Here is a 23,451-nt window from a genome sequence, read left to right as displayed (position 1 = left end):
AGGAAGCTGAACAGGAACGGATATCTTGGCTGAACAATTCGACGTGGTGATACTCGGGGCAGGGGCTGCCGGCATGATGGCGGCCATCGAAGCCGGCAAGCGCGGACGCCGCGCCGTCGTGCTCGATCATGCCAAGGCGCCGGGCGAGAAGATTCGCATTTCGGGCGGCGGTCGCTGCAATTTTACCAATATCCATGCAGGCCCGAAGAACTTCCTGTCCGCCAACCCGCATTTCTGCAAGTCGGCATTGGCGCGTTACACGCCGCACGATTTCATCGGCATGGTCGATCGTCACGGGATCGCCTGGCATGAAAAGACGTTGGGCCAATTGTTCTGCGACGACAGCGCCAAGGACATTATCCGCATGCTGCTGACCGAGATGAAGGATGCCCGCGCCGTCCTGCGTCTGGGCGCCGAGATCCGGTCGGTCGAAAAGACCGCGTCCGGCTTTCGGGTGGCAACGGGCGATGGTGCGATCGATGCCGCCTCGCTGATTGTGGCGACAGGCGGCAAGTCGATCCCGAAGATGGGCGCGACAGGGCTTGCCTACAGGATCGCCGAGCAGTTCGGCCTGCCGTTGATCGAAACCCGCCCGGCGCTGGTGCCACTGACGCTCGATCCGGCGCAACTCGAAACCTTAAGCGCGCTTGCCGGCGTCGCCGTCGATGCGCAGGTCCGCTTCGGCAAGACGGCCTTCGAGGAGGCGCTGCTCATCACCCACCGAGGGCTCAGCGGCCCGGCCATCCTGCAGATATCCTCCTATTGGCGCGAGGGCGGAGATATCCGCATCGGGCTGTTGCCCGGCGTCGATATCGTCGCGTCACTCAAGGCCGCGCGCCGGGACAACGGCCGGCAGGCGCTGCAGACCGCGCTTTCCGAACTCCTGCCGAAGCGGCTGGCGCAATTCTTCGCCGAGACGGCGGGGCTGAGCAACCGCACGCTCGCCGATCTCTCCGACAAGGTCATCGACGCCTTCTGTCTTCGCCTCAAGGATTGGGCGATCACGCCGGCCGGCTCGGAAGGGTACCGCACCGCCGAGGTCACGCTGGGTGGTGTCGATACCAGGGCGCTGGATTCCCGCACCATGCAGGCTCGCGATGTCCCAGGCCTCTATTTCATCGGCGAATGCGTCGATGTCACCGGCTGGCTTGGCGGTTATAATTTCCAGTGGGCCTGGGCTTCGGGCTTTTCCGCGGGCCAGGCGGCTTAGCTATCTTCGGGGATCAGCCGGTCTTCAACCAATCTTAAGACATCTGTCGGAACCTGTTTCCCAAGCTGGCACAACCGGTTCATGGGGGCGGCGAAGGTGCGCTTTTCGTGATTTGTTTCAGAAAAGTGACATTTTTTCCCTTATCCATGCCGTCGCAACATGATGTGGGCTGGCGGTCCGGATCATCCGGGTCTATTGTTGCTTTGGTCGAAAGGACATGATGCCATGAACCAGTCACGCAGCCGTTCCACAGCCCGCGCCATTGCCATCGCAAAAAGCGATGAAAGCCGCACGCGAAAAGCTCTTCTGGTCCGCGTATCCGTGATCGCGACCTTTGCTCTTGCTGCCCTCGCGGCGCTTCCGAGCTTTCTGTCCTTTTAAAGCCGAGCTCTCCGAGTCTTCGTTTGTAGGCCTGGATCAGGCTGGCTTTCCGCGCAGCCTGATTGAGGCGCTGTCATGTGGTGGCCAGTTGACGCCCGGTTTCACGGGGGCAGTTTTTCTGCGGCGCGCCTGAAACGATTTAGGTCGCATTTATTTAAATCTTAATCGTTCACGTTGAAGAATACGTCCCCAACGGAGTCTGCCGTGATCTGCCTCGGGGAAGTGGCGGGTCATGCAATGAATGCCTGGCAGGCTGGCGGCGATGCGCCGCATGGTTTTCGATTAAAATCATCAGCTTGTTTGCGTGCCGGGGAAGCCTGAAAAGGTTTGGAGGGGCCGAGGCAGGCTGCGAGCCAAGGTGCGTCCATGTTCATCGACAAGATTCTTGCCCGCTTCAAAATCCAGACGAAGGTGCTGTTGTTCATCATGCCCTTCGTCGTCAGCATTTGTGCCGTCGGTATCACCGGGCTCTATGCGTCCGGATTGCTGCAGGGCCGGATGGAGATCTCCAACAGCGTCCTGCAGTCGCTGAGCGGCTTCAAGGATGTCTATGCGGGCATGAACAGCTTCCTGCAGAACACATCGGAAGACACCCGTCAGGCCGTGCTCGGCAAGCTGGAAGCCCAGCAGGGTGTGCTGGCGGATACGCTGGCGCAGGTCAACGACGCGGAAGGCCGCCAGCAGCTGCAGGTCGCCGTCGACGGCTCGACCAAGATCGGCGACCGGGTCGGTCAGCTCTGGACGCTTTATGAGCAGGAAGTCGCCCTGCGCAAATCCATTTCCGATAGCCTCGGCAGCCTGCTCGGCGAGCAGATGAAGGTTCTGGAAGAAGCCACCAAAATGGAGCGCGTCGTCCGCAAGGACGAAGAGGCTGCAAAGTCGATCCTGCGTGAAGCCGATCGCCTGACCTCGTCCAGCGACACGCTTGTGGCCTTCATGTCCGCCTTTGCCAAGGCCGCGACGCCGGGAGCCAAGATCAAGCTGGTGGCCGATTCCTATGGCGACCTGACCAAGGTTCAGCGCAAGATCACCTCCGCACTGCCGGCCAACCAGAAGGCGGTTGCCGAAACCTTCAAGAAGACGCTCGCCGAGATCAAGGGCCTGATCGATACCGGCGGCGTTACCGAAGAAAACGCCACCGCAATCGGCCGTCTCGTTGCCCGGTTCCGCCAGAACAGCATCCAGTTCCAAACCGCGGCGACGGTGAAGATGAAGGATGCGACCGCGACCTTCGGCAAGCTCGACGCGCCGCTGGTCAAGGCCGGCACGGTTCTGACCGACACCCGCAAGCTGGTGAACTCCGTCTATTCCATCCGCATCGCCGCCGCGAGCTTCCTTGAAAAATCCGACGAGGCTGGCCGCAAGCGCCTGACACGCGAGTTTTCCATCATGGGGCAGGACGTGCAGAGCCTAGCCCAGACCGCCGGCGACCTGAAGTTCTTCTCCGATCTCGTTGGTTCGCTGAAGCCGGTCATCGAGAAAATGGATGCCGACAGCCTCACGCTGGTCGATATCAGCAAGAAGCGCGAAGCCGAATTTGCCGCCGCCGCTGCCGAGATCGACAATATCTGGGGCCAGTTGACCGCCTTTGCCGAAGGCCAGAAGACCACGGCATCGGTCGAGCGTGACAAGGCAAACCAGGTTTCCGTCTTCGCCACCGTCTCCGGCATCCTGATCGCGCTTCTGGCCGGCGGTGCGCTGGTGCTGACGCTGAAAGGTCCGATCGGCCAGATCACCGCCGCCATGCGTCGCCTTGCCGATGGTGCGCTCGACACGTCGATCGACGGCGGTGCCCGCCGCGACGAAATCGGCGACATGGCCCGTGCGCTTGGCGTCTTCAAGGAGAATGCGCTTTCCAAGGTCCGCATCGAGGCGGAAAGCGAAGAGCAGCGCGCCCAAGCGGATGCCGAAAGGACGCGCAACGACGCCGAAAAGCGGGCTCTCGACAGCCAGATCGATTTCGCCGTCAGCCAGCTCGCCGCCGGTCTCGGTCGCCTGGCCCGAGGCGACCTGTCCGAGCAGATCGACACGCCATTCACGGGCCGTCTTGAACAGTTGCGCATGGACTTCAACGGTTCGCTGATCCGCCTGCAGGATACGTTGCTGCAGATCCGCAACAACGCGCTGTCCATCCAGCGCAGCGGCAACGACATGCATGCCTCGGCAGACTCGCTCTCCAAGCGCACTGAGGCACAGGCCGCATCGCTGGAAGAAACCGCCGCCGCCGTCGACCAAATCACCGTCACCGTCCGGTCGTCGGCCGAGCGTGCGCACGAAGCCAATGTCGCCGTCACCCATACCAAGAAGAGCGCCGACAGCTCGGCGGTCGTGGTGTCGAACGCGATCGCGGCCATGGGCCGGATCGAGGATGCGTCCCGCCAGATCGAGCAGATCATCGAGGTCATCGACGAGATCGCCTTCCAGACCAACCTGCTTGCGCTCAATGCCGGTATCGAGGCGGCGCGTGCCGGTGATGCAGGCAAGGGCTTTGCCGTCGTCGCCCAGGAAGTGCGCGAACTGGCGCAGCGCTCCGCCGGTGCCGCCCGTGAGATCAAGGACCTGATCAACAAGTCCACCAGCGAGGTGAATTCCGGTTCGCAACTGGTCCAGGAGACCGGCGCGGTGCTCGCCTCGATCAGCACCCAGATCGTCTCGGTCAGCAGCCATGTGGAAATGATCGCCACTGCGAGCCGCGACCAGGCGGCGGCGCTGAACGAGGTCAACGGCTCCGTCAACCAGATGGACCAGATGACCCAGCAGAACGCCATCATGGTCGATCAGGCAACCAATGCCAGCCGCGAACTGGCCAACCAGGCCGACACGCTGATGATGCTGGTCGAGCAGTTCCGCCTGGAGCCGGTCAGTGGCGGCAGCAGGCAGGTCGGCCGCGCCGCCTGACGGCGAAGCCATCGTTGAACGTGCAAAGGCCCGGCTCGCGCCGGGTCTTGTCGTTTGAGGATATTACATCCAGCGCTGGCGCAGCCGCCTCGCGGCGGCGGTCAGACGATCCGCGAGCCTGTTGCGGCGCTTCAGGTCGTCGAATTCATATGTCTTGCGCTTGGTCTTCGCCAGCATGTCTATCATCAGGGCAACGCCCATCATTTCCGGCATAGTGGTCTCCTCTGGCAACGAGAAACCGATGCGGGAATCGATCTCCCGCCTGACGGCTCCTGGTCTCTGTGGGTTGGGAGGCGGTCTTGGCCGCGCTTCGTCTACGCACTCAACCTATGATTCAAAAATAGATTTATAAATGGAAGAAAATGGCTTATGTCTTTCAATCATGAAAAACATAAGTTGGGATGCCTACCAGATATTTCTCGCGGTCGCCCGTCATGGCGGGCTGACCGGCGCCAGTCAGGCGAGCGGCCTCAGTCCGGCGACGGTGGGTCGGCGCGTGCTCGATCTCGAGCAGAATGTCGGCCGGCAATTGTTCCAGCGCAGCCAGACCGGCTACCGGCTGACCGCCGACGGACAGGCCCTGTTCGAACAGATTCAGGCGATGGACGCCGTGGTCCGCAAGGTCGATGGCTGGCGCCAGGAGGCGCATGGGACCTCGGTGGTGCGGCTGATGGCCGGCACCTGGGGAACTTGGCTGATCTGCGAGAACATCCAGGCGATCCGCAGCGACCGGGACGGCTTCCGGCTCGACATGTCCGTCTCCGAACGGCGGGCGACACTGGCCCACCGCGAGCATGATATCGGCATCCGGGCCGTCGTGCCCGATGAGCCCAGCCTGACCCGCCGCCTTGCCGGCGAGGTTGCCTATGCCGCCTACCGCCAGAGGAATGCGCCGGACGGGCTTGCCACGTCATGGATTTCGGTGTCGGAAGAGGACGCCGTCTCGCCCTATCTGCGCTGGCCGCACGAGAATGCCGGGGCATCGATCGCCGTCATCGTCAGCCGCCCGCGCTCGCTGCTCGATCTGGCGCGCGCTGGGGCAGGGCAGGCGGTACTGCCGTGCTTCGTCGGTGATCTTGATCCGGGGCTGGAGCGGGCGGGCGACGATCTGAAGCCGCTGCGCCATGCCCAGTGGATCGTCACCAACAGCGAGGATCGCCATCGCCGCGAAATCCGCACCGTATCCGACCGGCTGTTCCGGCTCCTGAAAAGCCATGCCGATCTCATCGCCGGCAAGCGGCCGAGCCGGACTGTCTGATAGGCCGTAAAGCATGAGGAGATTGCCGCATTGGATTTCAAAGGTTGAGGCCGAATAGAAATGCCGGCGGAATCTGATCCGCCGGCCTCGGTGCCGCTGCTCTGCTTTCAGCCACGCCCTTGGGTGACGATGACCGGGATCAGCAGATCCCCCCAGTTGCCCTCGCCGCCATGATGCCGGGCCGAGCGGACGAGTTCGACGGAAACGCCGGCGTCCACCGCCTTCATGACCGCCTGGTTGAGCCGATGCAGGTCGTTGGCGACCATGCGGATCATCGCCTGCTGCTCGGATGTCATGGCAGAAGCCTGCTCTTCGGCACGTTCCTTGACGTGGGTTTTGATGGGGGTCTGGACGGTCATCGCATTTCTCCTCTTTTCACTGGGGGTTGTTGAATGTGACATTTTAAGACCCCTCCCCAACCCTCCCCACAAGGGGGAGGGAGTTATTTGCGGCACCTTCCCTGTCCAATCGCCAGCTCCGTGTCCGAGCTTCGTTGGAATGGACCGGGTGCTGCCGGGTTAAGCCCCTCCCCCTTGTGGGGAGGGGTTGGGGAGGGGCGTTTTCTTACTCCGCCGCCGGGCGGAACTGTTCGTGTTCGGTCGATTCATGCATGGCCGTCGTCGACGATTTGCCACCGGTGATCGCCATCGAGACCGCATCAAAATAGCCGGTGCCGACTTCGCGCTGGTGCTTGGTTGCGGTGTAGCCGTTGATCTCTGCTGCGAATTCCGCTTCCTGCAGCTCGGAATAGGCGGCCATCTGCCGGTCCTTGTAGCCGCGGGCCAATTCGAACATGCCGAAGTTCAGCTGGTGGAAGCCGGCGAGCGTGATGAACTGGAACTTGTAGCCCATGGCGCCCAGCTCGCGTTGGAATTTGGCGATCGTCGCATCGTCGAGGTTCTTCTTCCAGTTGAACGACGGCGAGCAATTATAGGCCAGCTTCTTGCCCGGATGGACCTTGTGCACGGCCTCGGCGAACTTGCGGGCCTGTTCGAGATCCGGCTTGCCGGTTTCCATCCAGATCAGGTCGCAATGCTGCGCATAGGCAATAGCGCGGGCGATGCAGGGTTCGATGCCATTCTTGACGTGATAGAAGCCTTCCGCAGTGCGGCCCGCGTCGTAATCGACGAAGGGCTGGTCGCGCTCGTCGATGTCGGAGGTCAGGAGCTTGGCGGCTTCGGCGTCGGTGCGGGCGATGACCAGTGTCGGCGTGCCCATGACGTCGGCTGCCAGGCGGGCGGCATCGAGATTGCGGATATGGGCCGCCGTCGGGATCAAGACCTTGCCGCCGAGATGGCCGCACTTCTTTTCCGAGGCCAGTTGGTCCTCATAGTGGACGCCGGCGGCGCCCGCCTCGATGAAGGCCTTCATGATTTCGAAGGCGTTGAGCGGTCCACCGAAACCGGCCTCCGCATCGGCGACGATCGGGGCGAACCAGGTGTCGACCGAAAGGCCCTTGCCCTCGGAGGTCTCGATCTGGTCGGCGCGCTGGAGCGTCCTGTTGATGCGGCGGGCAAGCTCCGGTGCGGCATTGGCCGGGTAGAGCGACTGGTCCGGATACATGGACGAGGCGGTGTTGCTGTCGGCGGCGACCTGCCAGCCGGAGAGATAGATCGCCTTCAGCCCGGCGCGAACCTGCTGCATGGCCTGGTTGCCGGTCATGGCGCCCAGCGCATTGACGAAATCCTCTTCCTGGATCAACTGCCAGAGGCGATTGGCGCCGCGTTCCGCGAGCGTATGGCTGATTTGGACCGAGCCACGCAGCCGCTTGACGTCCTCTGCCGTGTACGGCCGTTCGATGCCGTCGAAGCGGCCCAGCGGTGCATTCGGAACAAGATTGTAAAAATCAGTCATAGTCCATCCTCCTGAAATGTTGACCGCTTGAGACTTTCGTCTAGTCCGTGGCCGTCAGCCGAAATGTCATGTGACTTTTTTTACAGTGCAGTGCACATAACGGCCAGAGAAAACGGAAGATCGGTGATCTGAAAAGGGTTACGATGTCTTGTGTTTTACAAACTGCTTTTGTAATTTTGTAAAACATGTAAATCTTGATTTTGACGAATGGCATGTAAAGGGTGTGACAAATGGCTGAAAACAAGATTTTCGCCGGCGCGCGTGTGCGGCGCATCCGCAATGGATTGTCGCTGACGCAGACGGCCATGGCCGAAGCGCTCGGCATCTCGCCGTCCTATCTCAACCTGATCGAACGCAACCAGCGGCCGTTGACCGTTCAGCTGCTCCTGAAGCTCGCCTCGGTCTACAGGGTCGATCTGGATGAGCTGCAGGGGGAAGCCTCCGGCAGCATTTCCCAATTGCGCGAAATGTTCGCCGATCCGCTCCTCTCAGGCGAACTGCCGGGCGATCAGGAACTGATCGAGGTGGCCGAGGCCGCGCCGAATGTCGCCACCGGCATCCTCAAGCTGTACCGTGCCTATAAGGAGCAGTCGTCAAGGCTGAAGGACCTGAGTGGTCTGCTTGCCGATCAGGGGCATATGGCGGCGCTCTCGGAAGCGCGCTTGCCGATGGATGAGGTGCGCGACATCTTCGAGAACCGGCCGTGTTATTTTGCCCGCATCGACGAGGCGGCGGAAGCGTTTCACGCGCGGCTTGCACCCGGCGACGATCTCACCGGTGCCCTGAAAGGTTGGCTGCGGAAGGAGCACGGGTTGAGCGTTCGTGCCCTGCCGGTCCACGTCATGCCTGATCTGCGCCGCCGCTTCGATCGCCATTCGATGCGGCTGTTTCTGTCGGAGCGACTGTCGGCCCAGGACCAGCTGCGGGAGATCGCCATGGAAGCAGCGCAGATCGCCTTTGCGGATGCGATCGGGGCGGATCTGGACCAACTGGCGTTTTCGACAGGTGAAGCCCATCGGATCGGTCGCTTCGAGCTCGCGCGTTACGCCGCCCATGCGATCATGATGCCTTACAGTGCGTTCCTGTCGGCGGCGCAGCGGGCGAAATATGATGTCGATGTGCTCAGCGCCCGGTTCCAGGTGTCCTTCGAGCAGGCGGCAAGCCGACTGGTGACGCTCCAGCGACCCGGTGCCATGGGGGTACCGTTCTTCCTGATGGAGATCGATCACGCCGGCCATCACCTGCGCCGGTCCGGCGCGCAAGGGTTTCCGCAGGCGCGGTTCGGCGGCAACTGTCCGAAGCTGCCGATCCATGCGGCCTTCTCGCAGGCGGGGCAGGTTCTGGTCGAGCGGGCCGACATCTTGGGGGGCGGTGAGTTCCTGACGATCGCCCGCACGGTCGAAGGTCCACGCGCCGGTTTTCAGGAGCGTGTGCGCCGAACGGCCGTGCTCCTCGGCTGCGATCTCGCCCATGCCGGAGAGACGGTCTATGGCGAAACGCCTGTCGTCACCGTCGCCGCCGGCACGGCCTGTCGTCTCTGCGAGCGGCAGGGTTGTCTGGCGCGGGCTGAACCGCCGGTCACCCGCCCGCTTGGGCTGGACGAAATGGTGACCGGGCTCAGCGCCTTCGATTTTCAGTAGCTGACCGGATGATGCGCCGGGAGCAGCGGGGCATGCGGGGCAAAGCATTCGGAGGCGAGCCCCGTCGTATAGCCGCGCGTCACATGCGCCCGTGCGGCATAGGTCGGATTTTGCATCAGCACGGCGTGCAGTTCGGGCAGGTTGTAATAGGGCACACCGGGATAGAGGTGATGCTCCAGGTGGTAATTGATGTTGTGGGGCGCGAAGAACAACTTTTCCCACATGTGCGGATAGACTGTGCGCGAACTGCCGAGTTCATCGGAATAATCCATGCTGCCGAAATGTTCGGCGACGCTGCGGACATAGAGGAACAGGCAGAAGAAGGTGAAGAACGGCACCAGCCAGTAAAGCGTGAAGTCCGTCCACAGGCCGAAGACCGAGAAGATGACGGCGGCCGAGACATAGAACCCGAGACGCAGCAGCTTGTACGTGCGCGTCGAACGGTCGTGCTTGGCGATGCGTTTGGCCATATGCAGGATGTCGCGCACGGAATTCACCGCCACGAGATAACCGAGCAGCTGGACGATGCCGCGCCAGAGCTTTCGCGGGAAGGTGAATTGCGCCATGCCCAGCTTGGAGACCCAGTCGGGATCGTCGTTCGTATTGGTGTGCTGGTGATGGGCGAGATGGTTCATCCGGTAGCCATCGACGGTCGCCATGATCGGCCAGGCGAGCAGCAGATCGCTCATCCCGTCGCTCACCTTGCGGTTCTTGATGATACGGTAATGGGCGGCCTCGTGCATCAGGCAGCCGAAGGCATGCATCCGTCCGGCGATGACGAGGATCGCGGCGACATAGGCAAGCGGATGCTGCATGTATTTGCTGAAGACGATCGCGCCGGCAATCATGGCCCAGTCGGAGCCGATGGCGAGAAGGGTCTTGTGGGGCTGTAGAACGGACAGCCGCTTCAGTTCCCGCGGGTCGATCCTCGGCGACTTGGCACTCATGATACGCACTCTCCAAAACGCAAACGCAGTCGTGAAAATCGCATCGAAAACAGGGTTAATCAATCGTAAACGCCGATTGCCGGGACCGATCTGGTTGTATGGTTAATCCGGCGGCAGGCGACGGATGAGGAGCTTATCCGCCGCTGAAAAGATTCAGGTTTTTACAAGAAGCCTTAAATTTACGCGGACAGCGCGATGTCTACGCAGAGCGCGTAAAAGCGCTTGTGGTTGTCGGAAAACATGCCTAACTTCCAGACCCATACGGGTTCGGCTGATGGGTGCGTGGCGATAGCGTGTCCGGGCTGGCCCGATAAAAAAGGGGAATTTCATGTCGCGAAAGATTGCCACCGCCTTTGCCGCCCTGATCCTGAGCGGAACCGCCACCATTGCCATGGCGCAGGAGCGCGTCGTCAACGTCTACAACTGGTCCGACTATATCGACGCCAGCATCCTGGAGGACTTCACCAAGGAAACCGGCATCAAGGTCGTCTACGACGTCTTCGACAGCAACGAGATTCTCGAGACCAAGCTGCTTGCCGGCGGCACCGGTTACGACGTCGTCGTGCCGACCGCGACGTTCCTGCAGCGGCAGATCGCGGCGGGCGTTTTCCAGAAGCTCGACAAGTCGAAGCTGCCGAACCTGTCGAACATGTGGGACGAGATCACCACGCGCGTCGCGACCTACGATCCGGGCAACGAATATGCCATCGACTACATGTGGGGCACGACCGGCATCGGCTACAATGTCGAGAAGGCGAAGCAGATCCTCGGGACGGATGAGAAGCCGACCTGGGACGTGTTGTTCAAGCCCGAAGTCGCGGCAAAATTCAAGGATTGCGGCATCTATCTCCTCGACTCGCCGACGGATGTGGTGCCGAGCGTTCTTCTTTACCTCGGGCTCAATCCCGACAGCCATGCGCCGGATGACCTGGCGAAGGCGGAAGAGCTGCTGTCGTCGATCCGCCCCTATGTCCGCAAGTTCCATTCGTCGGAATATATCAATGCACTCGCCAATGGCGATATTTGCCTGGCACTTGGCTATTCCGGCGACATCTTCCAGGCGCGGGATCGCGCTGCCGAAGCCAAGGCCGGCGTCACGGTCGATTACTCCATTCCGCCGACCGGCGCGCAGATGTGGTTCGACGTGATGGCCGTCCCTGCCGATGCGCCGCATGTGGCGGAAGCCCATGAATTCCTGAATTACCTGATGAAGCCGGAAGTCATCGCCAAAGCCAGCGACGTCGTGTTCTACGCCAACGGCAACAAGGCATCCCAACAGTTCATCAGCAAGGACGTGATCGACGACACGGCGATCTATCCGCCGGAAGACGTGATGAAGAAGCTCTTCACGACAACGCCCTTCGATGCAAAAGCGCAGCGCGTGCTGACGCGCATGTGGACCAAGGTGGTCACCGGCCAGTAAGTTTCAAGGAATTGCCCGGACCTCAAAAATCCGGGCAATTTTCTTTTACAGCATGTCTCCCGAAAGTGGTCACCGGTTTCGGGATCAAGACATGCGCAAAAACAAAGGGCTAAAGCACGGCAAGCGAATCTGAAGGATCGCGACGTGCTTTAGGGCAGGGCGGGGCAGACGACCGCCAGACATGTCATTCGGGGATAGATGATGAAGTCACTTGGCAGTATCCGGCGTTCCTTTGCCCCATGGGCGGATCCGAATTCCGTACCGTACATCGCGGTCAAGAACGTCACCAAGAAATTCGGCGATTTCGTTGCGGTCGATGATCTCTCGCTGAACATCTATCCGCGTGAGTTCTTCGCGCTGCTCGGTGCCTCGGGTTGCGGCAAGTCCACGCTTCTGCGCATGCTCGCCGGCTTCGAACAGCCGACCTCGGGGGAGATCATCCTCGACGGCCAGAGCCTTGCCGGCATTCCGCCCTACAAGCGTCCTGTCAACATGATGTTCCAGTCCTATGCGCTGTTTCCGCACATGACGGTCGAGAACAACATTGCCTTCGGCCTGAAGCAGGATGGCATGCCCAAGGCCGACATCGCCGAGCGCGTCGACCAGATGCTGAAACTGGTCAAGCTCGACAAGTTCGCCAAGCGCAAGCCGCATCAGCTTTCCGGCGGCCAGCGCCAGCGCGTGGCGCTCGCCCGGTCGCTTGCCAAGCGGCCGAAGGTGCTGCTGCTTGATGAGCCGCTTGGCGCGCTCGACAAGAAGCTGCGCGAGGAAACCCAGTTTGAACTGATGGATCTGCAGCAGGAACTCGGCCTCACCTTCGTCGTCGTCACCCACGACCAGGAAGAGGCGATGACCATGGCCGACCGCATCGCCGTCATGGCGCATGGCAAGGTCGTGCAGGTCGCGACACCGCCGGAAATCTACGAGGCGCCGAACTCGCGGTTTGTCGCTGATTTTATCGGCGACGTGAATATTTTCGATGGCACTGTGTCGGCCGCCGCCAACGGCGCCGTCGATATCGTCACGGAAACCAGCTTCACGGTGCGCGTCGCTTCGTCCGAACCCCCGGCCGTCGGCGCCAAGGCGGCCCTCGCCATCCGGCCGGAAAAGATCCGGGTCAGCCGCGACCAGCCCGCCTGCGCGCCGCTCAATGCTGCGCAGGGCGAAATCTGGGATATCGGCTATCTCGGCGACATGACGGTTTTCCATGTCAAGCTGAAGGACGGCAAGGTCATCAAGGCCTCGTCGCTGAATGCCGTGCGCGCTGTCGAGGACCCGCTGGGCTACGACCAGGAGGTCTGGATTTCCTTCGATGAAAATGCCGGCGTCGTGCTGAAGGATTGAGGCCATGTCAAAATTCGGATCGGCAATCTTCAACCGGCTGGTGATCATCATCCCCTATGCCTGGCTGCTGTTCTTCTTCCTCATTCCCTTCTTCATCGTCATCCGCATCTCGCTGTCGGAGACCGCGACGGCGATGCCGCCCTATCTGCCGGTCTTCGATCTGGCGGCGGGTATCGGAGGGTTTATCGATAACATCAAACAGTTCTCGATGGACAATTATGTCTGGCTGACCGAGGACGCGCTCTATGCCAAGGCTTACGGGTCCAGCCTCTGGATTGCCGCGATCTCGACTTTCCTGACGCTTCTGATCGCCTATCCCATGGCCTATGGCATGGCACAGGCGCCGAACACGATCCGCCCGACCCTGATGATGCTGGTCATCCTGCCGTTCTGGACGAGCTTCCTGATCCGTGTTTACGCCTGGATCGCCATCCTCAAGCCGGAAGGCCTGCTCAATCAGTTTCTGATTCAGTTTGGCGTCATCGATAGTCCGCTGATCATCCTCGGCACCCACACGGCCATCTATATCGGTATCGTCTATTCCTACCTGCCGTTCATGGTCCTGCCGATCTATTCCTCGCTGGAAAAGATGGATCACAGCCTGACCGAGGCGGCGCAAGACCTCGGCTGCACGCCGATCCGGGCCTTCTGGCGCGTGACATTCCCACTGTCCATGCCGGGCGTCATCGCCGGCTGCATGCTTGTCTTCATTCCGGCCGTCGGCGAATTCGTCATTCCGGATCTGCTGGGCGGATCGGAAACGCTGATGATCGGCAAGACGCTGTGGAACGAGTTCAACGCCAATCGTGACTGGCCGGTTTCCGCGGCGGTGGCGACCATCCTGCTGCTCATTCTGGTGGTGCCGATCATGTTCTTCCAGCACGCGCAAGCCAAAGCGGACGGGAGATAATCATGCAGCGCTGGTCCCGTTTCAACATCGCCTCGATCGTCTTCGGCTTCGCTTTTCTCTATCTGCCGATCGTGCTTCTGGTGGTCTTTTCCTTCAATGAATCCAGGCTCGTGACGGTTTGGGCCGGCTTCTCGACCAAATGGTATGTGCAGCTCTTTCACAATCAGGCGCTGCTCGATGCGGCCTGGGTGACGATCCGTGTCGGCTTGATCTCGGCGACGATCGCGACAGTGCTCGGAACGCTCGCCGCACTGGCCATGACGCGCTACACCCGCTTTCGCGGCCGCATGCTGTTTTCCGGCATGATCTATGCGCCGCTGGTCATGCCGGAGGTCATTACCGGCCTGTCGATGCTGCTGCTGTTCGTCGCCATCGGCTTTGATCGCGGTTTCTGGACGCTGACGCTGGCGCATATCACCTTCACCATGTGCTTCGTCGCCGTCGTGGTGCAGTCGCGTCTGTTCAGCTTCGATCGCTCGATCGAGGAGGCGGCGATGGATCTCGGCGCGACGCCGGTCGCCACCTTCCTGCAGGTGACCTTGCCGGTCATCGCGCCGGCGGTGTTCTCCGGCTGGGTTCTGGCGTTCACGCTGTCACTGGACGATCTGGTGATTTCGAGCTTCACCTCCGGCCCCGGCGCCACCACCCTGCCGATGCGCATCTACAGTCAGGTCCGGCTGGGCGTGACGCCTGAGATCAACGCTGTTTGCACCATCCTGATCGGCATCGTCGCCATCGGCGTGCTGATCGCCTCTGTCGTCTCCCGGCGCCGTGAAATCCAGCGGGTCAGGGACGAGCAGGCGGCTTTCGCTCACTAAGAGAATGGACGGGAGCGTCAGTCGTGCTCCCGCTCCCTCTCGCGCGGCGGCAGGAAGACATAGGTCAAAAGCCAGATCGGCAGAACGATCATCGAGCCGAGCAGGATGTTCGGCAGTGCCCAGTTGCTAAAGCGCACGAGATAGCTCCAGAGGATATCGGGCGTCAGCCCGGCCTGCTGCAGGATTTGCTCGGAAGAAATGTTGAACACCGAGAGAGCCGCGCCGGTCAGCAGCGATGCCAGGGCAATCTTGAGCAGGGCGGCAAGAAAACGCAGCACGGGCACATCTCCAGTCGGCTGATTCGACAGCTTATTTTAGATGGCCCTGTGATAAAGTCGACGGAACCGTCTCAAGGCTCCGCCGGGATGGCCGACAGCGGCGAGATGACCGGATTTGGCCAGGAGCCACCGATGAAGAAGCGCACCGGTTTCAGGGTTGTATCGTCCGGCCGGATGGCGCCGGCGAGTGCCAGGCCGCCGCTGTGATAGGGAACCACGCCGGCAAAGGAGAGCGTTTTTCCATCTCCGCGAATATCGGCTTTGACAAGTTCGGCCTCGCCGCGCTTCAGCGTTGCGACGATCTCCGCCGTGGTGAAGGCGAAGGAGCCGTCGCTGGCCTGGCTTGCCGGGAAGAAATCGCGTGCGCTGGCCAGGCGCTCGAATTCGGGCGCGTTGAAATTCGTCAATACCCCATCCCGAGCCTGATAGCGCACCTCGCCCGAAACGCCGCTGAGCGTGATCGCCGACAGGGGTTGTTTGGTGGAAAGATCGACGCTCAACAGGCCGCGACCGAGCGGCAACGGCCCGCCCAGTCCGAAACCGGCGGCGAGGGCCCCGAGGTCGGCATTCTGCAAGGATGCCTGAAGCTGGCCACCATCCGCGCCGTTGCCGGCAAGGGCGAGACGACCGCTGAGCGAGCCGCCGGAATAGGTGGCGTCGCCGATATCGATCGAAAGACGGCCGTTTTCCGCCATGATGCCGGCTGCGATATCCGTCAGCGCGACGGGCCCGTAGGCTGCCTCCTGAGCTGAAAGCCGCAGGTCGAAGCCGATCTGTTTCAGAAAGCCGACGTCGGGCAATTTTCCGGCCATGCCGGAACCGGTCTGCAACGGTAGGACGGAAGCAACAAGGGACGTGAGGTCAATCCGGTCAAAGGCCAGCGTTCCATCAACACGCGGGCCGTTGCGGTGAAACCAGGCGATGTCGAGCACACCGGTCGCGCTGTCTCCACCGAGAGACAGGGACAGATTGTCCATCTTCATCGTCCCGCCCGACATTGTCATGCTGGTGTCGATGGCGAGCGCTTCCGCCGTACTTCCCGGCAGTGCCTGGGCGTCACGCCAGGCAAGCACCGTCGGGACCGACCGGGCCGACAATTGCAACTGGCCGGACACGAAAGGATTGTCGGAGCCATTGCCGGTGCCATCGAAGGCAAAGCTGAGTGGTGTCGAGGTGAAGGATGTCTGGATCGCGCTGTTATGGCCCGACAAAAGCATCAGCGGCTCGTCGCAGATCAGCGACCACTCGACCTTCTGCCCGTTCATCAGGGCCGAGAGGCTGGCGCTCATCCGCGCCGTCGGCGTCTGCCACTGGACCGAGCCGGATATGTTCTTGACCCGGTAGGCACTGTCGGTCATCCGGTCGATGAGGTCGAGGCTGCCATTATCGATGGTGATATCGCCGATCGGTATGTTGCGCACCGTGGATGGGGACGCCGAGGAAGCATTGGCGACGGCATCGGCCATCCAGCCGGCCCGGCGCCAGTTGAAACTGCCATCCGTCCTGCGCTCCACCGTAAAGGCTGGGTTGACCAGGTGAAAATCGTAAAACACCGGAGTGCCGCGCAAAGCCGCGAGAATATCGAAGCCGGCGGCGATGGCGTCGGCTGTCGCGAGTTGATGCGGTGTGTCCGTCTCTCCACCTTCGAATGTGACGTTGCGCAGCGTCAGGACCGGGTGTGGCCAGAAGCTGATTTCCGGATCACCGGAAATGCTTGCCCGAGCACCGGTCCATGAGGACAAGGCCCGCTCCATGTTGGTCTTGACACTCGCAGTCGAGACGAAAAGCGGAAGAGCGACTTTGAACAGTACGATGGCGACGAAAACGCCGGCAACCAGAATGGCGAATGTCCGCGATCCGAGAAGCACACGAAATCCGGCTTTCCACTTGGATGTATCGAAGAATGGCGTCATGGCCGTCCGGCATGCTTTCAATCGTTTTGAAGGAATGTGGATAGGCTTTCATCGGTGAGAAATCAAACGATGGGTCAGGGAAATGTCGCAACTGCCATAGCCATCCCCCGCGCGGCCTGTTTATCTTGCGTCGCAGCATGATATAGAGGCTGGCGTGGGAAGCGGAGGAACGCATGCAATCAGATCGGCCCCTTTGGACACCGTCACCCGAATTCATCGCGCAGACCCCGATGAAGCAGTTCATCGATTGGTGCGGGCAACGCTTCTCCAGAACCTTTGCCGATTATGACGCCTTTCACAATTGGTCGGTCAGCCACCGCGCCGATTTCTGGACCGCCGTCTGGGAGCACTGTGGCGTAGTCGGAGATCGCGGCGAGCGGGCGCTGGTGAACGGCGACCACATGCTGGACGCCCGCTTTTTCCCCGATGCGACGCTGAATTTCGCCGAAAACCTGCTGCGTCACACTGGCAGCAGCGATGCTCTGGTGTTCCGAGGCGAGGACAAGGCGCAGTCGCGCATGTCCTTCGACGAATTGCGCGCACTGGTTTCGCGCCTGCAGCAGGCCTTCAAGGCCGCCGGCATTGGCAAGGGTGACCGCGTCGCCGCGATGATGCCGAACATGCCCGAAACCATCGCGCTGATGCTCGCCGCCGCCTCGATCGGCGCCATCTGGTCCTCCTGTTCCCCGGACTTCGGCGAGCAGGGCGTACTCGACCGTTTCGGCCAGATCGAACCCAAGCTGTTCATCGCCTGCGACGGCTACTGGTATGCCGGCAAGCCGCAGGATGTCTCCGCCAAGGTTCGGGCGGTGACGGCGAAGCTCGGCGTGCCGTCGCTGATCATTCCCTATGCGGGCGATGCCGAGGCTTTGGCTGCGTCCATCGACAACGCCAAGACGCTGTCGGCCTTCATTGCTCCCTTCAAGGAAGAGCCGCTGGAATTCGCGCCGCTTCCCTTTGCGCATCCGCTTTATATCCTCTTCTCTTCCGGCACGACGGGTGTTCCCAAGTGCATCGTCCATTCCGCCGGCGGCACGCTGCTGCAGCACCTGAAGGAACACCGGTTCCATTGCGGCTTGAGAGAGGGCGAGAAGCTCTTCTATTTCACCACCTGCGGCTGGATGATGTGGAACTGGCTCGTGTCGGGGCTGGCGATCGGGGCGACACTCTGCCTGTTCGACGGCTCACCCTTCCATCCGGACGGCAATGTCCTGTTCGACTATGCCCGCGACGAACAGTTCGCGATCTTCGGCACCTCGGCGAAATATATCGATGCCGTGCGTAAGGGTGGTTTCACACCGGCCACGACGCATGACCTGTCCGCCCTGCGGCTGATGACCTCGACCGGTTCGCCACTGTCGCCCGAAGGGTTCTCCTTCGTCTATGAGGGCATCAAGCCGGACGTCCAGCTTGCTTCCATTTCCGGCGGCACGGATATCGTCTCCTGCTTCGTGCTTGGCAATCCGCTGAAGCCCGTCTGGCGCGGCGAAATCCAGGGGCCTGGTCTTGGGCTTGCCATGGATGTCTGGGACGACGACGGCCATCCGGTGCGTCGGGAAAAGGGCGAACTCGTCTGCACCAAGGCCTTTCCCTCCATGCCGGTGATGTTCTGGAATGACCCTGAGGGCGCCAAATACAAGGCGGCCTATTTCGAGCGCTTCGACAATGTCTGGTGCCATGGCGATTTCGCCGAATGGACCGAGCATGACGGCATCGTCATCCACGGCCGGTCCGACGCCACGCTCAATCCGGGCGGCGTGCGCATCGGCACGGCGGAGATCTACAATCAGGTCGAGCAGATGGAGGAGATCGCCGAGGCAATCTGCATCGGCCAGGACTGGGAAGACGATGTCCGCGTCGTCCTGTTCGTGCGTCTCTCCGCCGGCCAGACACTGACGGATGACCTCGTCAAGGCGATCAAGGCCAAGATCCGCAGCGGCGCCTCGCCGCGTCACGTCCCGGCCAAGATCGTCGCTGTCACGGACATTCCCCGCACCAAGTCGGGCAAGATCGTCGAGCTTGCGGTGCGTGAGGTCGTTCACGGCCGGCCGGTCAAGAACAAGGAAGCGCTTGCCAATCCGGAAGCGCTCGACCTCTATGCCGGCCTTTCGGAGCTGAAGAACTGACTGCAGTTCGTTAAGGATTTCGGGCCTGCGGAATTAACCAAAGCTCTTTTCATTGCTGCAGATGCGTAAAATTTGCGGGGTCTCTGGAAAGGTTTTGTTTACGAATGGCAGCGCATGTTGATCTCAACTTGAGGCCACCCGATGTGAGGGTTGGCTTTCGGCAGAGATGCCGGAACGGACATGACGTCATACCTTCTCGAGCACCTGTTTTAGCATTCAACTATCGAGGCAGCTTTTTAGCTGCCTCTTTTTTTGCCTGCTGTTTCCGACGCTTGCCGGTTACTGTCAGTTCGCCAGCACCCGTTGCGAGGGGAAGGCGATTTCCACCAGCGTGCCTTCGTTCGGCGAAGAGCTGATCGAGAAATGCGCCCGGTTGGCTTCCGCCATCGCCTTCGTCAGTGGCAGGCCGAGACCGGTGCCGTCGCCGCGCTTGCGGGCACCCGTGGTCACCTGCCGGAAAGGTTTCATCGCCTGTTCAAGCTCGGTCCGGGTCATGCCGACGCCGGTGTCGCGGATGCGCAGGATGACGCTGCCGTTTGCCTCATAGGCCGTCGAGACGACGATCTGCCCACCCGAAGGGGTGAAACGAATGGCGTTGGACAGGATATTCAGCGCGATCTGCTTGATCGAGCGATTGTCGGCGACGACGTTCGGCACGGAACCGGACAGCGATGTGCGGATGATCACCCGCTGGCTGTTGGCCTGCGGCTGCACCAGCGACACGGCTTCCGAGACTGCGTCGTTGATCTCGACCGCGGTAAATTCCAAATCCATCTCGCCGGCCTCGATCTTGGAGATATCCAGGAGGTCGTTGACGATATCGAGCACATGCCGGCCGGAGCGGCCGATATCGCCGGCATATTCGACGTAACGCGGATTGCCGATCGGGCCGAAATGCTCGCTCGCCATCATATCGGAAAAGCCGATGATGGCATTCAGGGGCGTGCGGATTTCATGGCTCACCCGGGCGAGGAAATCGCTCTTGTGGGCGTTTGCCGTTTCCGCCGCCCGCTTGGCATTGCGCAGTTCCTCTTCCGTCCGCTTCCACTGGGTAATGTCGCGGATGACGGCGCAGAAGCCGTTGGAAGAGGAGAGGCGGCCCATGGTCATGAACAGCGGGATGAAGCCACCGGATGCTTCGCGGCCGATCACCTCGCGCCCATCATTGAGCACGCTGGCGACGCCGTGGCCGGACAGGCCGGAGAGATAATCCAGCACCGCCTTCTGGCTTTCATGGGCAAACAGCGTCGCGAACGGCTTGCCGCGGATTTCGCCGTCGTCATAGTTGAACAGGGCGCTGGCCGAGCGGTTCAGCGAGCGGACCTCTCCCTCGGAACCGACCACAACCACGCCATCGGTTGCGGTTTCCAGAATCGAGCGCAACTCCTCCGTTTCCATCCGCAGTGCTTCCAGATCAGCATCCGTCTCGCTGACCGGTTCGACCTCGACCGGCTGGCTGTCGGCGGCGGCAGCGGGCGGCTCATGCACGGCGGACAGCGCCATCATCAGGGCGCTCTTGTGTTCCCAGCGGATCGATTGCAGCCGGGCGGTGACGGGCACAAGATGGCCGTCTTGGCGGATCACCATCATCGTGCCGTCGGGCAGGTCGAACAGGCCGTCTTCGTCGCCGGCAAACAGCGCATCAATGCCGCCTTCCTGGCGCAACTCGTCGAGATCGGCATAGCCGGTCAGTGCCAGGAATTCCGAATTGGCGTGGAACAGTTCATCGCCGCCATGCACTAGAAGGGCCAGCGGCAGATTGTCGAGCATTTCCCGCGTCAGGCTGCTGTTGCTGCTGGTGCGCGCCGGCACGATCGGCGCCAGCCGCTCGGCGGCCACGTTATCCAACGCTTCGTCTTGCGGCGTGTCGGTGTCATCGGGCTCGTTTTCGTCTGATGCAGTCACAGCATCAAGACCGGCGAAATCATCACCGTGGAGCGTCTGCGAGGTTTTCGATGCGACACCATCGAATGGGTCCTCGACAGCAGGCGTTTCCACTCCTGGGACCGCATCATTCGGCCGCTTTCCGAAGGTCTCGCCAAGCTGGCGGGCGATTTCGCGGAAGGCGGCCTGTTCGGTGCGGGTCAAGGTCTCGGCACCCTGGGGCCGATGATGATCGAGCGTGACGATCTTGTCGGAGGCGCGGCGGCCTTGCGTTTCGACCAGCTTCAGTGCCGGCCGTTCCCCACGGAACGGGTCTTCCGGCGGAAGATCGGTGGCGGCGCGTGTCCTGCCGAACTCGGCGAAGGGGTCTTCGTCGTCGGAGGACGGTTGCTCGGCTGCAGGATCGCCGGCCGGCTGCTGGTCGTCAACTGCCACTGTCCCTGTTTCCGGTGTTGCATCGTCGGCTGTCGGGTCCTCGCTCGCGGACGCATCTTCCGAAACGGGTGCAACCTCGGCCGGCTCCGCATGATCCTCGACCATTTCGACGACCGGTTCGGTGGTCACCTCGTCGGACATAACGGGCGCCGGCTCCTCGGCGGGAGCGGCGACGTTCGCCAATGTCAGGCCCATGGCGAGGTCGTCCGCGACGGCATCGGCGACGCGGACGATGCCGAAGCCTCGAAAACCGTCGAATTCGCGGTTGCGCGAATAGGTGGGAAGGGCCGCCAGATCGACCGGAACCTGAAGGCTTGAGCCTTCGACCGGCCAGAGGATCGTCTTGCCCGACCAGGTGTCGCGCCGCTTCAGCAGTTCGCCGATCGTGTTGTCGGGATCGAGATGGTAACGCTCGGCCAGGTCGGTAAAACGCTGCCCGGAAACGTCGGCCGACTTGGGGCCGACGGCCGTGGCGAATTCCTCGGAAATCTCGCTGAAGCGACCATCGGCGTCGATCTTCCAGACAAAGCGGACCGCCCGGCTGTTCGGGTTGAAGCGGAAACCGTCGGTCGCATGAGCGGGCTCTGCGGGGGTAACCTCCGTCTCCGCGACGGGGGCAGCTTTGGCTGTCTCGCCGTGGGCGGCTGAGATTTCGTCTGTTGTTATGACTTCGCCGCTTTCGATAATCTCCGTGGCTTCGGAATCGGCGATGGCGACGTCTTCATCGGCGAGGCTTCCGGCTTCCGACGATTCTGCTTTGTCGGAAGCCACGACTTCTTCGGCCGGAGCGTCCAGCCGGCTCTCTGACACGGCCTCGATCTCCTGAGCCGCTGCTTCGCCCTGAATGTCTTCTTCAATCTCGGTTGCCACGGGCTCTGCAACGGCATTGTCGAGGCTTGCCGGTTCGTCTGCCGCAGATTCCTCCGCAGTGTTCACAGAAGTGTTTGCCTCATCCTCGGCGTTGTCATCGGCCTCTGCAACGGTCTCAACCGATTCCGGGGGATCGGCAGCATCATCGCCAGACGGAAGTTCCACGGCCTGGACAGCAGCAGTTTCTGCCGGCAATACCGGCCGCGTGTCTTCCGCCGAAACATCCTGCGCCACGCTATCGTCCGTCGTTTCCGCCGCCGCGGCCGAAACCGTGTCCGCACCCGCCTCGTCGGCAAAGTCCTCGCTCTCGGCCTCGATCTCTTCGATCTCGCCAATGCCGCCAATGACATCGTCCGGCACGGTCGCCACGGACGTGGCGGTGAATGCCACCTCGGCCACGGCAGGCTCGGGCGTCGCGGCCACCGTTTCCGCCTCGTCGACCTCCTGGAAATCCGAGCCGGCGTCCATGTTGCCGAGGATCGTTTCGACGGCGAAGAGGAGGTGCAAAGCAGGGCTGTCGGACAGCTTGCCGATGGCGGCGGGCAGGTGGCCCTTGCCGGTGGGGATCGGGCGCTTCAAAAGCCAGTCGCTGTCGCGGGAAACAGCGCCGACGAGCGAGCGACAGGTCTGCGGCGTCATCGACAGGGCATCGAAACCCGGCGAGGCGGCAAGGATCGCGCCGTCGCCGTCGAGCACGGCCATATGCGTGTCCGGATCGTCGAAGCCGGAGATCATCCGGGCGGCGCGATCCTCGGGGCTCAGCGGCTTGCCGCCGCGCGGGGCTGCAAACAGGATCGCCGTTTCGCCGGGACGCACGGTGATCATCTCGACCGAGGCATTGACGGAAGCGCGCTGGAAGCCCGAGGCGATGCGCATCAGAAAGCCGCGCCGGTCGCCGCTTCGCTCCAGTTGCCGGGCGGCGGCTTCCATCTGGCGATAGGCGGCATCGCCGCGATTGGCGCCGGTATCGATGAAATCATAGATCGAGGGTAGGCCGTACAGGCTCGCCCCTTCGCCATTCGACCAGAGCACCTGGTTCATATCCGGTGAAAACAGCACGGCGGCATCGCCGCGCGCAAAATGCTCCCGCACCCGTTCGTGAACGGCGATGTCGATGAAGGGGTACGATTTTGCGGGCATCGGCTGACCTGGCTTCAAAAACCGCCACACGGACGGGATTGTTAACAGTCTATTAATAACCGCCAGCGGGCCATGGGTCCAGAAGGTAAGCCCAGGCCCACAGGCCTTTCGCGGCGGAAGGT

Annotated in this window: 17 protein-coding genes; 10 read left to right on the top strand and 7 right to left on the bottom strand. The window is 61.7% G+C overall.

Annotated features, from left to right (window positions below; translation table 11 throughout):
• Window positions 1–25: 25 nt before the first annotated feature.
• The 3 genes from ACST81_RS20140 (at window position 26) to ACST81_RS20130 (ending at window position 4,489) form a co-directional block, all read left to right on the top strand.
• Window positions 26–1,210, top strand: a complete 1,185-nt coding sequence (locus ACST81_RS20140; protein ID WP_438750138.1) for an NAD(P)/FAD-dependent oxidoreductase — start codon at window positions 26–28, stop codon at window positions 1,208–1,210.
• Between the two features lie 225 nt (window positions 1,211–1,435).
• Window positions 1,436–1,591 carry a hypothetical protein gene (locus ACST81_RS20135; RefSeq protein ID WP_438750136.1) on the top strand — a complete coding sequence of 52 codons (156 nt, stop codon included), beginning with the start codon at window positions 1,436–1,438 and terminating at the stop codon, window positions 1,589–1,591.
• Between the two features lie 366 nt (window positions 1,592–1,957).
• Window positions 1,958–4,489, top strand: a complete 2,532-nt coding sequence (locus tag ACST81_RS20130; protein ID WP_438750135.1) for a methyl-accepting chemotaxis protein — start codon at window positions 1,958–1,960, stop codon at window positions 4,487–4,489.
• A gap of 63 nt (window positions 4,490–4,552) precedes the next feature.
• On the opposite strand, the gene ACST81_RS20125 is transcribed toward ACST81_RS20130, so the two are convergent.
• Window positions 4,553–4,702 carry a hypothetical protein gene (locus ACST81_RS20125; protein WP_438750134.1) on the bottom strand — a complete coding sequence of 50 codons (150 nt, stop codon included), beginning with the start codon at window positions 4,700–4,702 and terminating at the stop codon, window positions 4,553–4,555.
• 169 nt (window positions 4,703–4,871) lie between these two features.
• Here ACST81_RS20125 and ACST81_RS20120 point away from each other — a divergent pair, with 169 nt between their 5' ends.
• Window positions 4,872–5,747 (top strand): LysR family transcriptional regulator, encoded by an 876-nt coding sequence (locus ACST81_RS20120; protein WP_438750133.1) that lies wholly within the window; start codon window positions 4,872–4,874, stop codon window positions 5,745–5,747.
• A 107-nt stretch (window positions 5,748–5,854) separates the two neighbouring features.
• Here ACST81_RS20120 and ACST81_RS20115 read toward each other — a convergent pair whose 3' ends face one another.
• Both ACST81_RS20115 and aceA read right to left on the bottom strand, forming a co-directional pair.
• Window positions 5,855–6,106, bottom strand: a complete 252-nt coding sequence (locus tag ACST81_RS20115; protein WP_438750132.1) for an SMc00767 family acetate metabolism repressor — start codon at window positions 6,104–6,106, stop codon at window positions 5,855–5,857.
• Between the two features lie 205 nt (window positions 6,107–6,311).
• Window positions 6,312–7,601, bottom strand: a complete 1,290-nt coding sequence (gene aceA, locus ACST81_RS20110) for an isocitrate lyase (RefSeq protein ID WP_438750131.1) — start codon at window positions 7,599–7,601, stop codon at window positions 6,312–6,314.
• A 230-nt stretch (window positions 7,602–7,831) separates the two neighbouring features.
• On the opposite strand from aceA, the gene ACST81_RS20105 reads away from it, so the two are divergent.
• The gene (locus tag ACST81_RS20105) at window positions 7,832–9,241 is read left to right on the top strand and encodes a helix-turn-helix domain-containing protein (RefSeq protein WP_438750130.1); all 1,410 of its coding nucleotides are present in this window, start codon (window positions 7,832–7,834) and stop codon (window positions 9,239–9,241) included.
• Here ACST81_RS20105 and ACST81_RS20100 read toward each other — a convergent pair.
• Window positions 9,235–10,188: a fatty acid desaturase family protein gene (locus ACST81_RS20100; RefSeq protein WP_438750129.1), complete on the bottom strand. Its 954-nt coding sequence runs from the start codon at window positions 10,186–10,188 to the stop codon at window positions 9,235–9,237. The genes ACST81_RS20105 and ACST81_RS20100 overlap by 7 nt on opposite strands.
• A 328-nt stretch (window positions 10,189–10,516) precedes the next feature.
• On the opposite strand from ACST81_RS20100, the gene ACST81_RS20095 reads away from it, so the two are divergent.
• The 4 genes from ACST81_RS20095 to ACST81_RS20080 all read left to right on the top strand — a co-directional run bounded on the left by ACST81_RS20095 (window position 10,517) and on the right by ACST81_RS20080 (window position 14,683).
• Complete coding sequence (locus ACST81_RS20095; RefSeq protein WP_438750128.1) at window positions 10,517–11,611, top strand: polyamine ABC transporter substrate-binding protein; 1,095 nt, start codon at window positions 10,517–10,519, stop codon at window positions 11,609–11,611.
• A 201-nt stretch (window positions 11,612–11,812) separates the two neighbouring features.
• Complete coding sequence (locus ACST81_RS20090) at window positions 11,813–12,955, top strand: ABC transporter ATP-binding protein (protein WP_438753717.1); 1,143 nt, start codon at window positions 11,813–11,815, stop codon at window positions 12,953–12,955.
• 4 nt (window positions 12,956–12,959) lie between these two features.
• Entirely contained in the window at window positions 12,960–13,865 is a 906-nt protein-coding gene (locus ACST81_RS20085) for an ABC transporter permease subunit (RefSeq protein ID WP_438750126.1), read from the top strand.
• On the top strand, window positions 13,865–14,683 hold the full coding sequence (locus tag ACST81_RS20080) for an ABC transporter permease (RefSeq protein ID WP_438753714.1): 819 nt from the start codon (window positions 13,865–13,867) through the stop codon (window positions 14,681–14,683). Before ACST81_RS20085 ends, ACST81_RS20080 begins: the two co-directional genes overlap by 1 nt.
• A gap of 17 nt (window positions 14,684–14,700) precedes the next feature.
• On the opposite strand, the gene ACST81_RS20075 is transcribed toward ACST81_RS20080, so the two are convergent.
• Window positions 14,701–14,961, bottom strand: a complete 261-nt coding sequence (locus ACST81_RS20075; protein WP_438750124.1) for a DUF6460 domain-containing protein — start codon at window positions 14,959–14,961, stop codon at window positions 14,701–14,703.
• A 71-nt stretch (window positions 14,962–15,032) separates the two neighbouring features.
• Window positions 15,033–16,874, bottom strand: coding sequence for an AsmA family protein (locus ACST81_RS20070; RefSeq protein ID WP_438750122.1), 1,842 nt, complete (start codon window positions 16,872–16,874; stop codon window positions 15,033–15,035).
• 173 nt (window positions 16,875–17,047) lie between these two features.
• Here ACST81_RS20070 and ACST81_RS20065 point away from each other — a divergent pair, with 173 nt between their 5' ends.
• A complete protein-coding gene (locus ACST81_RS20065) occupies window positions 17,048–19,000 on the top strand; it encodes an acetoacetate--CoA ligase (RefSeq protein WP_438750121.1) in 1,953 nt (650 codons plus the stop codon).
• Between the two features lie 285 nt (window positions 19,001–19,285).
• Here the strand turns inward: ACST81_RS20065 and ACST81_RS20060 are convergent, their stop codons facing one another.
• On the bottom strand, window positions 19,286–23,329 hold the full coding sequence (locus ACST81_RS20060) for a PAS domain S-box protein (protein WP_438750119.1): 4,044 nt from the start codon (window positions 23,327–23,329) through the stop codon (window positions 19,286–19,288).
• Between the last annotated feature and the right edge of the window lie 122 nt (window positions 23,330–23,451).

This window comes from Pararhizobium sp. O133 (genome assembly GCF_051669845.1).
Classification (GTDB): Bacteria; Pseudomonadota; Alphaproteobacteria; order Rhizobiales; family Rhizobiaceae; genus Pararhizobium.
The sequence above is the reverse complement of the archived record's forward strand: the minus strand, read 5'-3'. Positions and strand labels throughout refer to the sequence as shown.

Coding starts and splice junctions, on each gene's coding strand:
- ACST81_RS20135 (WP_438750136.1), top strand. CDS start 1,436: ATGAACCAGTCACGCAGCCGTTCCACAGCCCGCGCCATTGCCATCGCA.
- ACST81_RS20130 (WP_438750135.1), top strand. CDS start 1,958: ATGTTCATCGACAAGATTCTTGCCCGCTTCAAAATCCAGACGAAGGTG.
- ACST81_RS20125 (WP_438750134.1), bottom strand. CDS start 4,702: ATGCCGGAAATGATGGGCGTTGCCCTGATGATAGACATGCTGGCGAAG.
- ACST81_RS20120 (WP_438750133.1), top strand. CDS start 4,872: ATGAAAAACATAAGTTGGGATGCCTACCAGATATTTCTCGCGGTCGCC.
- ACST81_RS20115 (WP_438750132.1), bottom strand. CDS start 6,106: ATGACCGTCCAGACCCCCATCAAAACCCACGTCAAGGAACGTGCCGAA.
- aceA (WP_438750131.1), bottom strand. CDS start 7,601: ATGACTGATTTTTACAATCTTGTTCCGAATGCACCGCTGGGCCGCTTC.
- ACST81_RS20105 (WP_438750130.1), top strand. CDS start 7,832: ATGGCTGAAAACAAGATTTTCGCCGGCGCGCGTGTGCGGCGCATCCGC.
- ACST81_RS20100 (WP_438750129.1), bottom strand. CDS start 10,188: ATGAGTGCCAAGTCGCCGAGGATCGACCCGCGGGAACTGAAGCGGCTG.
- ACST81_RS20095 (WP_438750128.1), top strand. CDS start 10,517: ATGTCGCGAAAGATTGCCACCGCCTTTGCCGCCCTGATCCTGAGCGGA.
- ACST81_RS20090 (WP_438753717.1), top strand. CDS start 11,813: ATGAAGTCACTTGGCAGTATCCGGCGTTCCTTTGCCCCATGGGCGGAT.
- ACST81_RS20085 (WP_438750126.1), top strand. CDS start 12,960: ATGTCAAAATTCGGATCGGCAATCTTCAACCGGCTGGTGATCATCATC.
- ACST81_RS20070 (WP_438750122.1), bottom strand. CDS start 16,874: ATGACGCCATTCTTCGATACATCCAAGTGGAAAGCCGGATTTCGTGTG.
- ACST81_RS20065 (WP_438750121.1), top strand. CDS start 17,048: ATGCAATCAGATCGGCCCCTTTGGACACCGTCACCCGAATTCATCGCG.
- ACST81_RS20060 (WP_438750119.1), bottom strand. CDS start 23,329: ATGCCCGCAAAATCGTACCCCTTCATCGACATCGCCGTTCACGAACGG.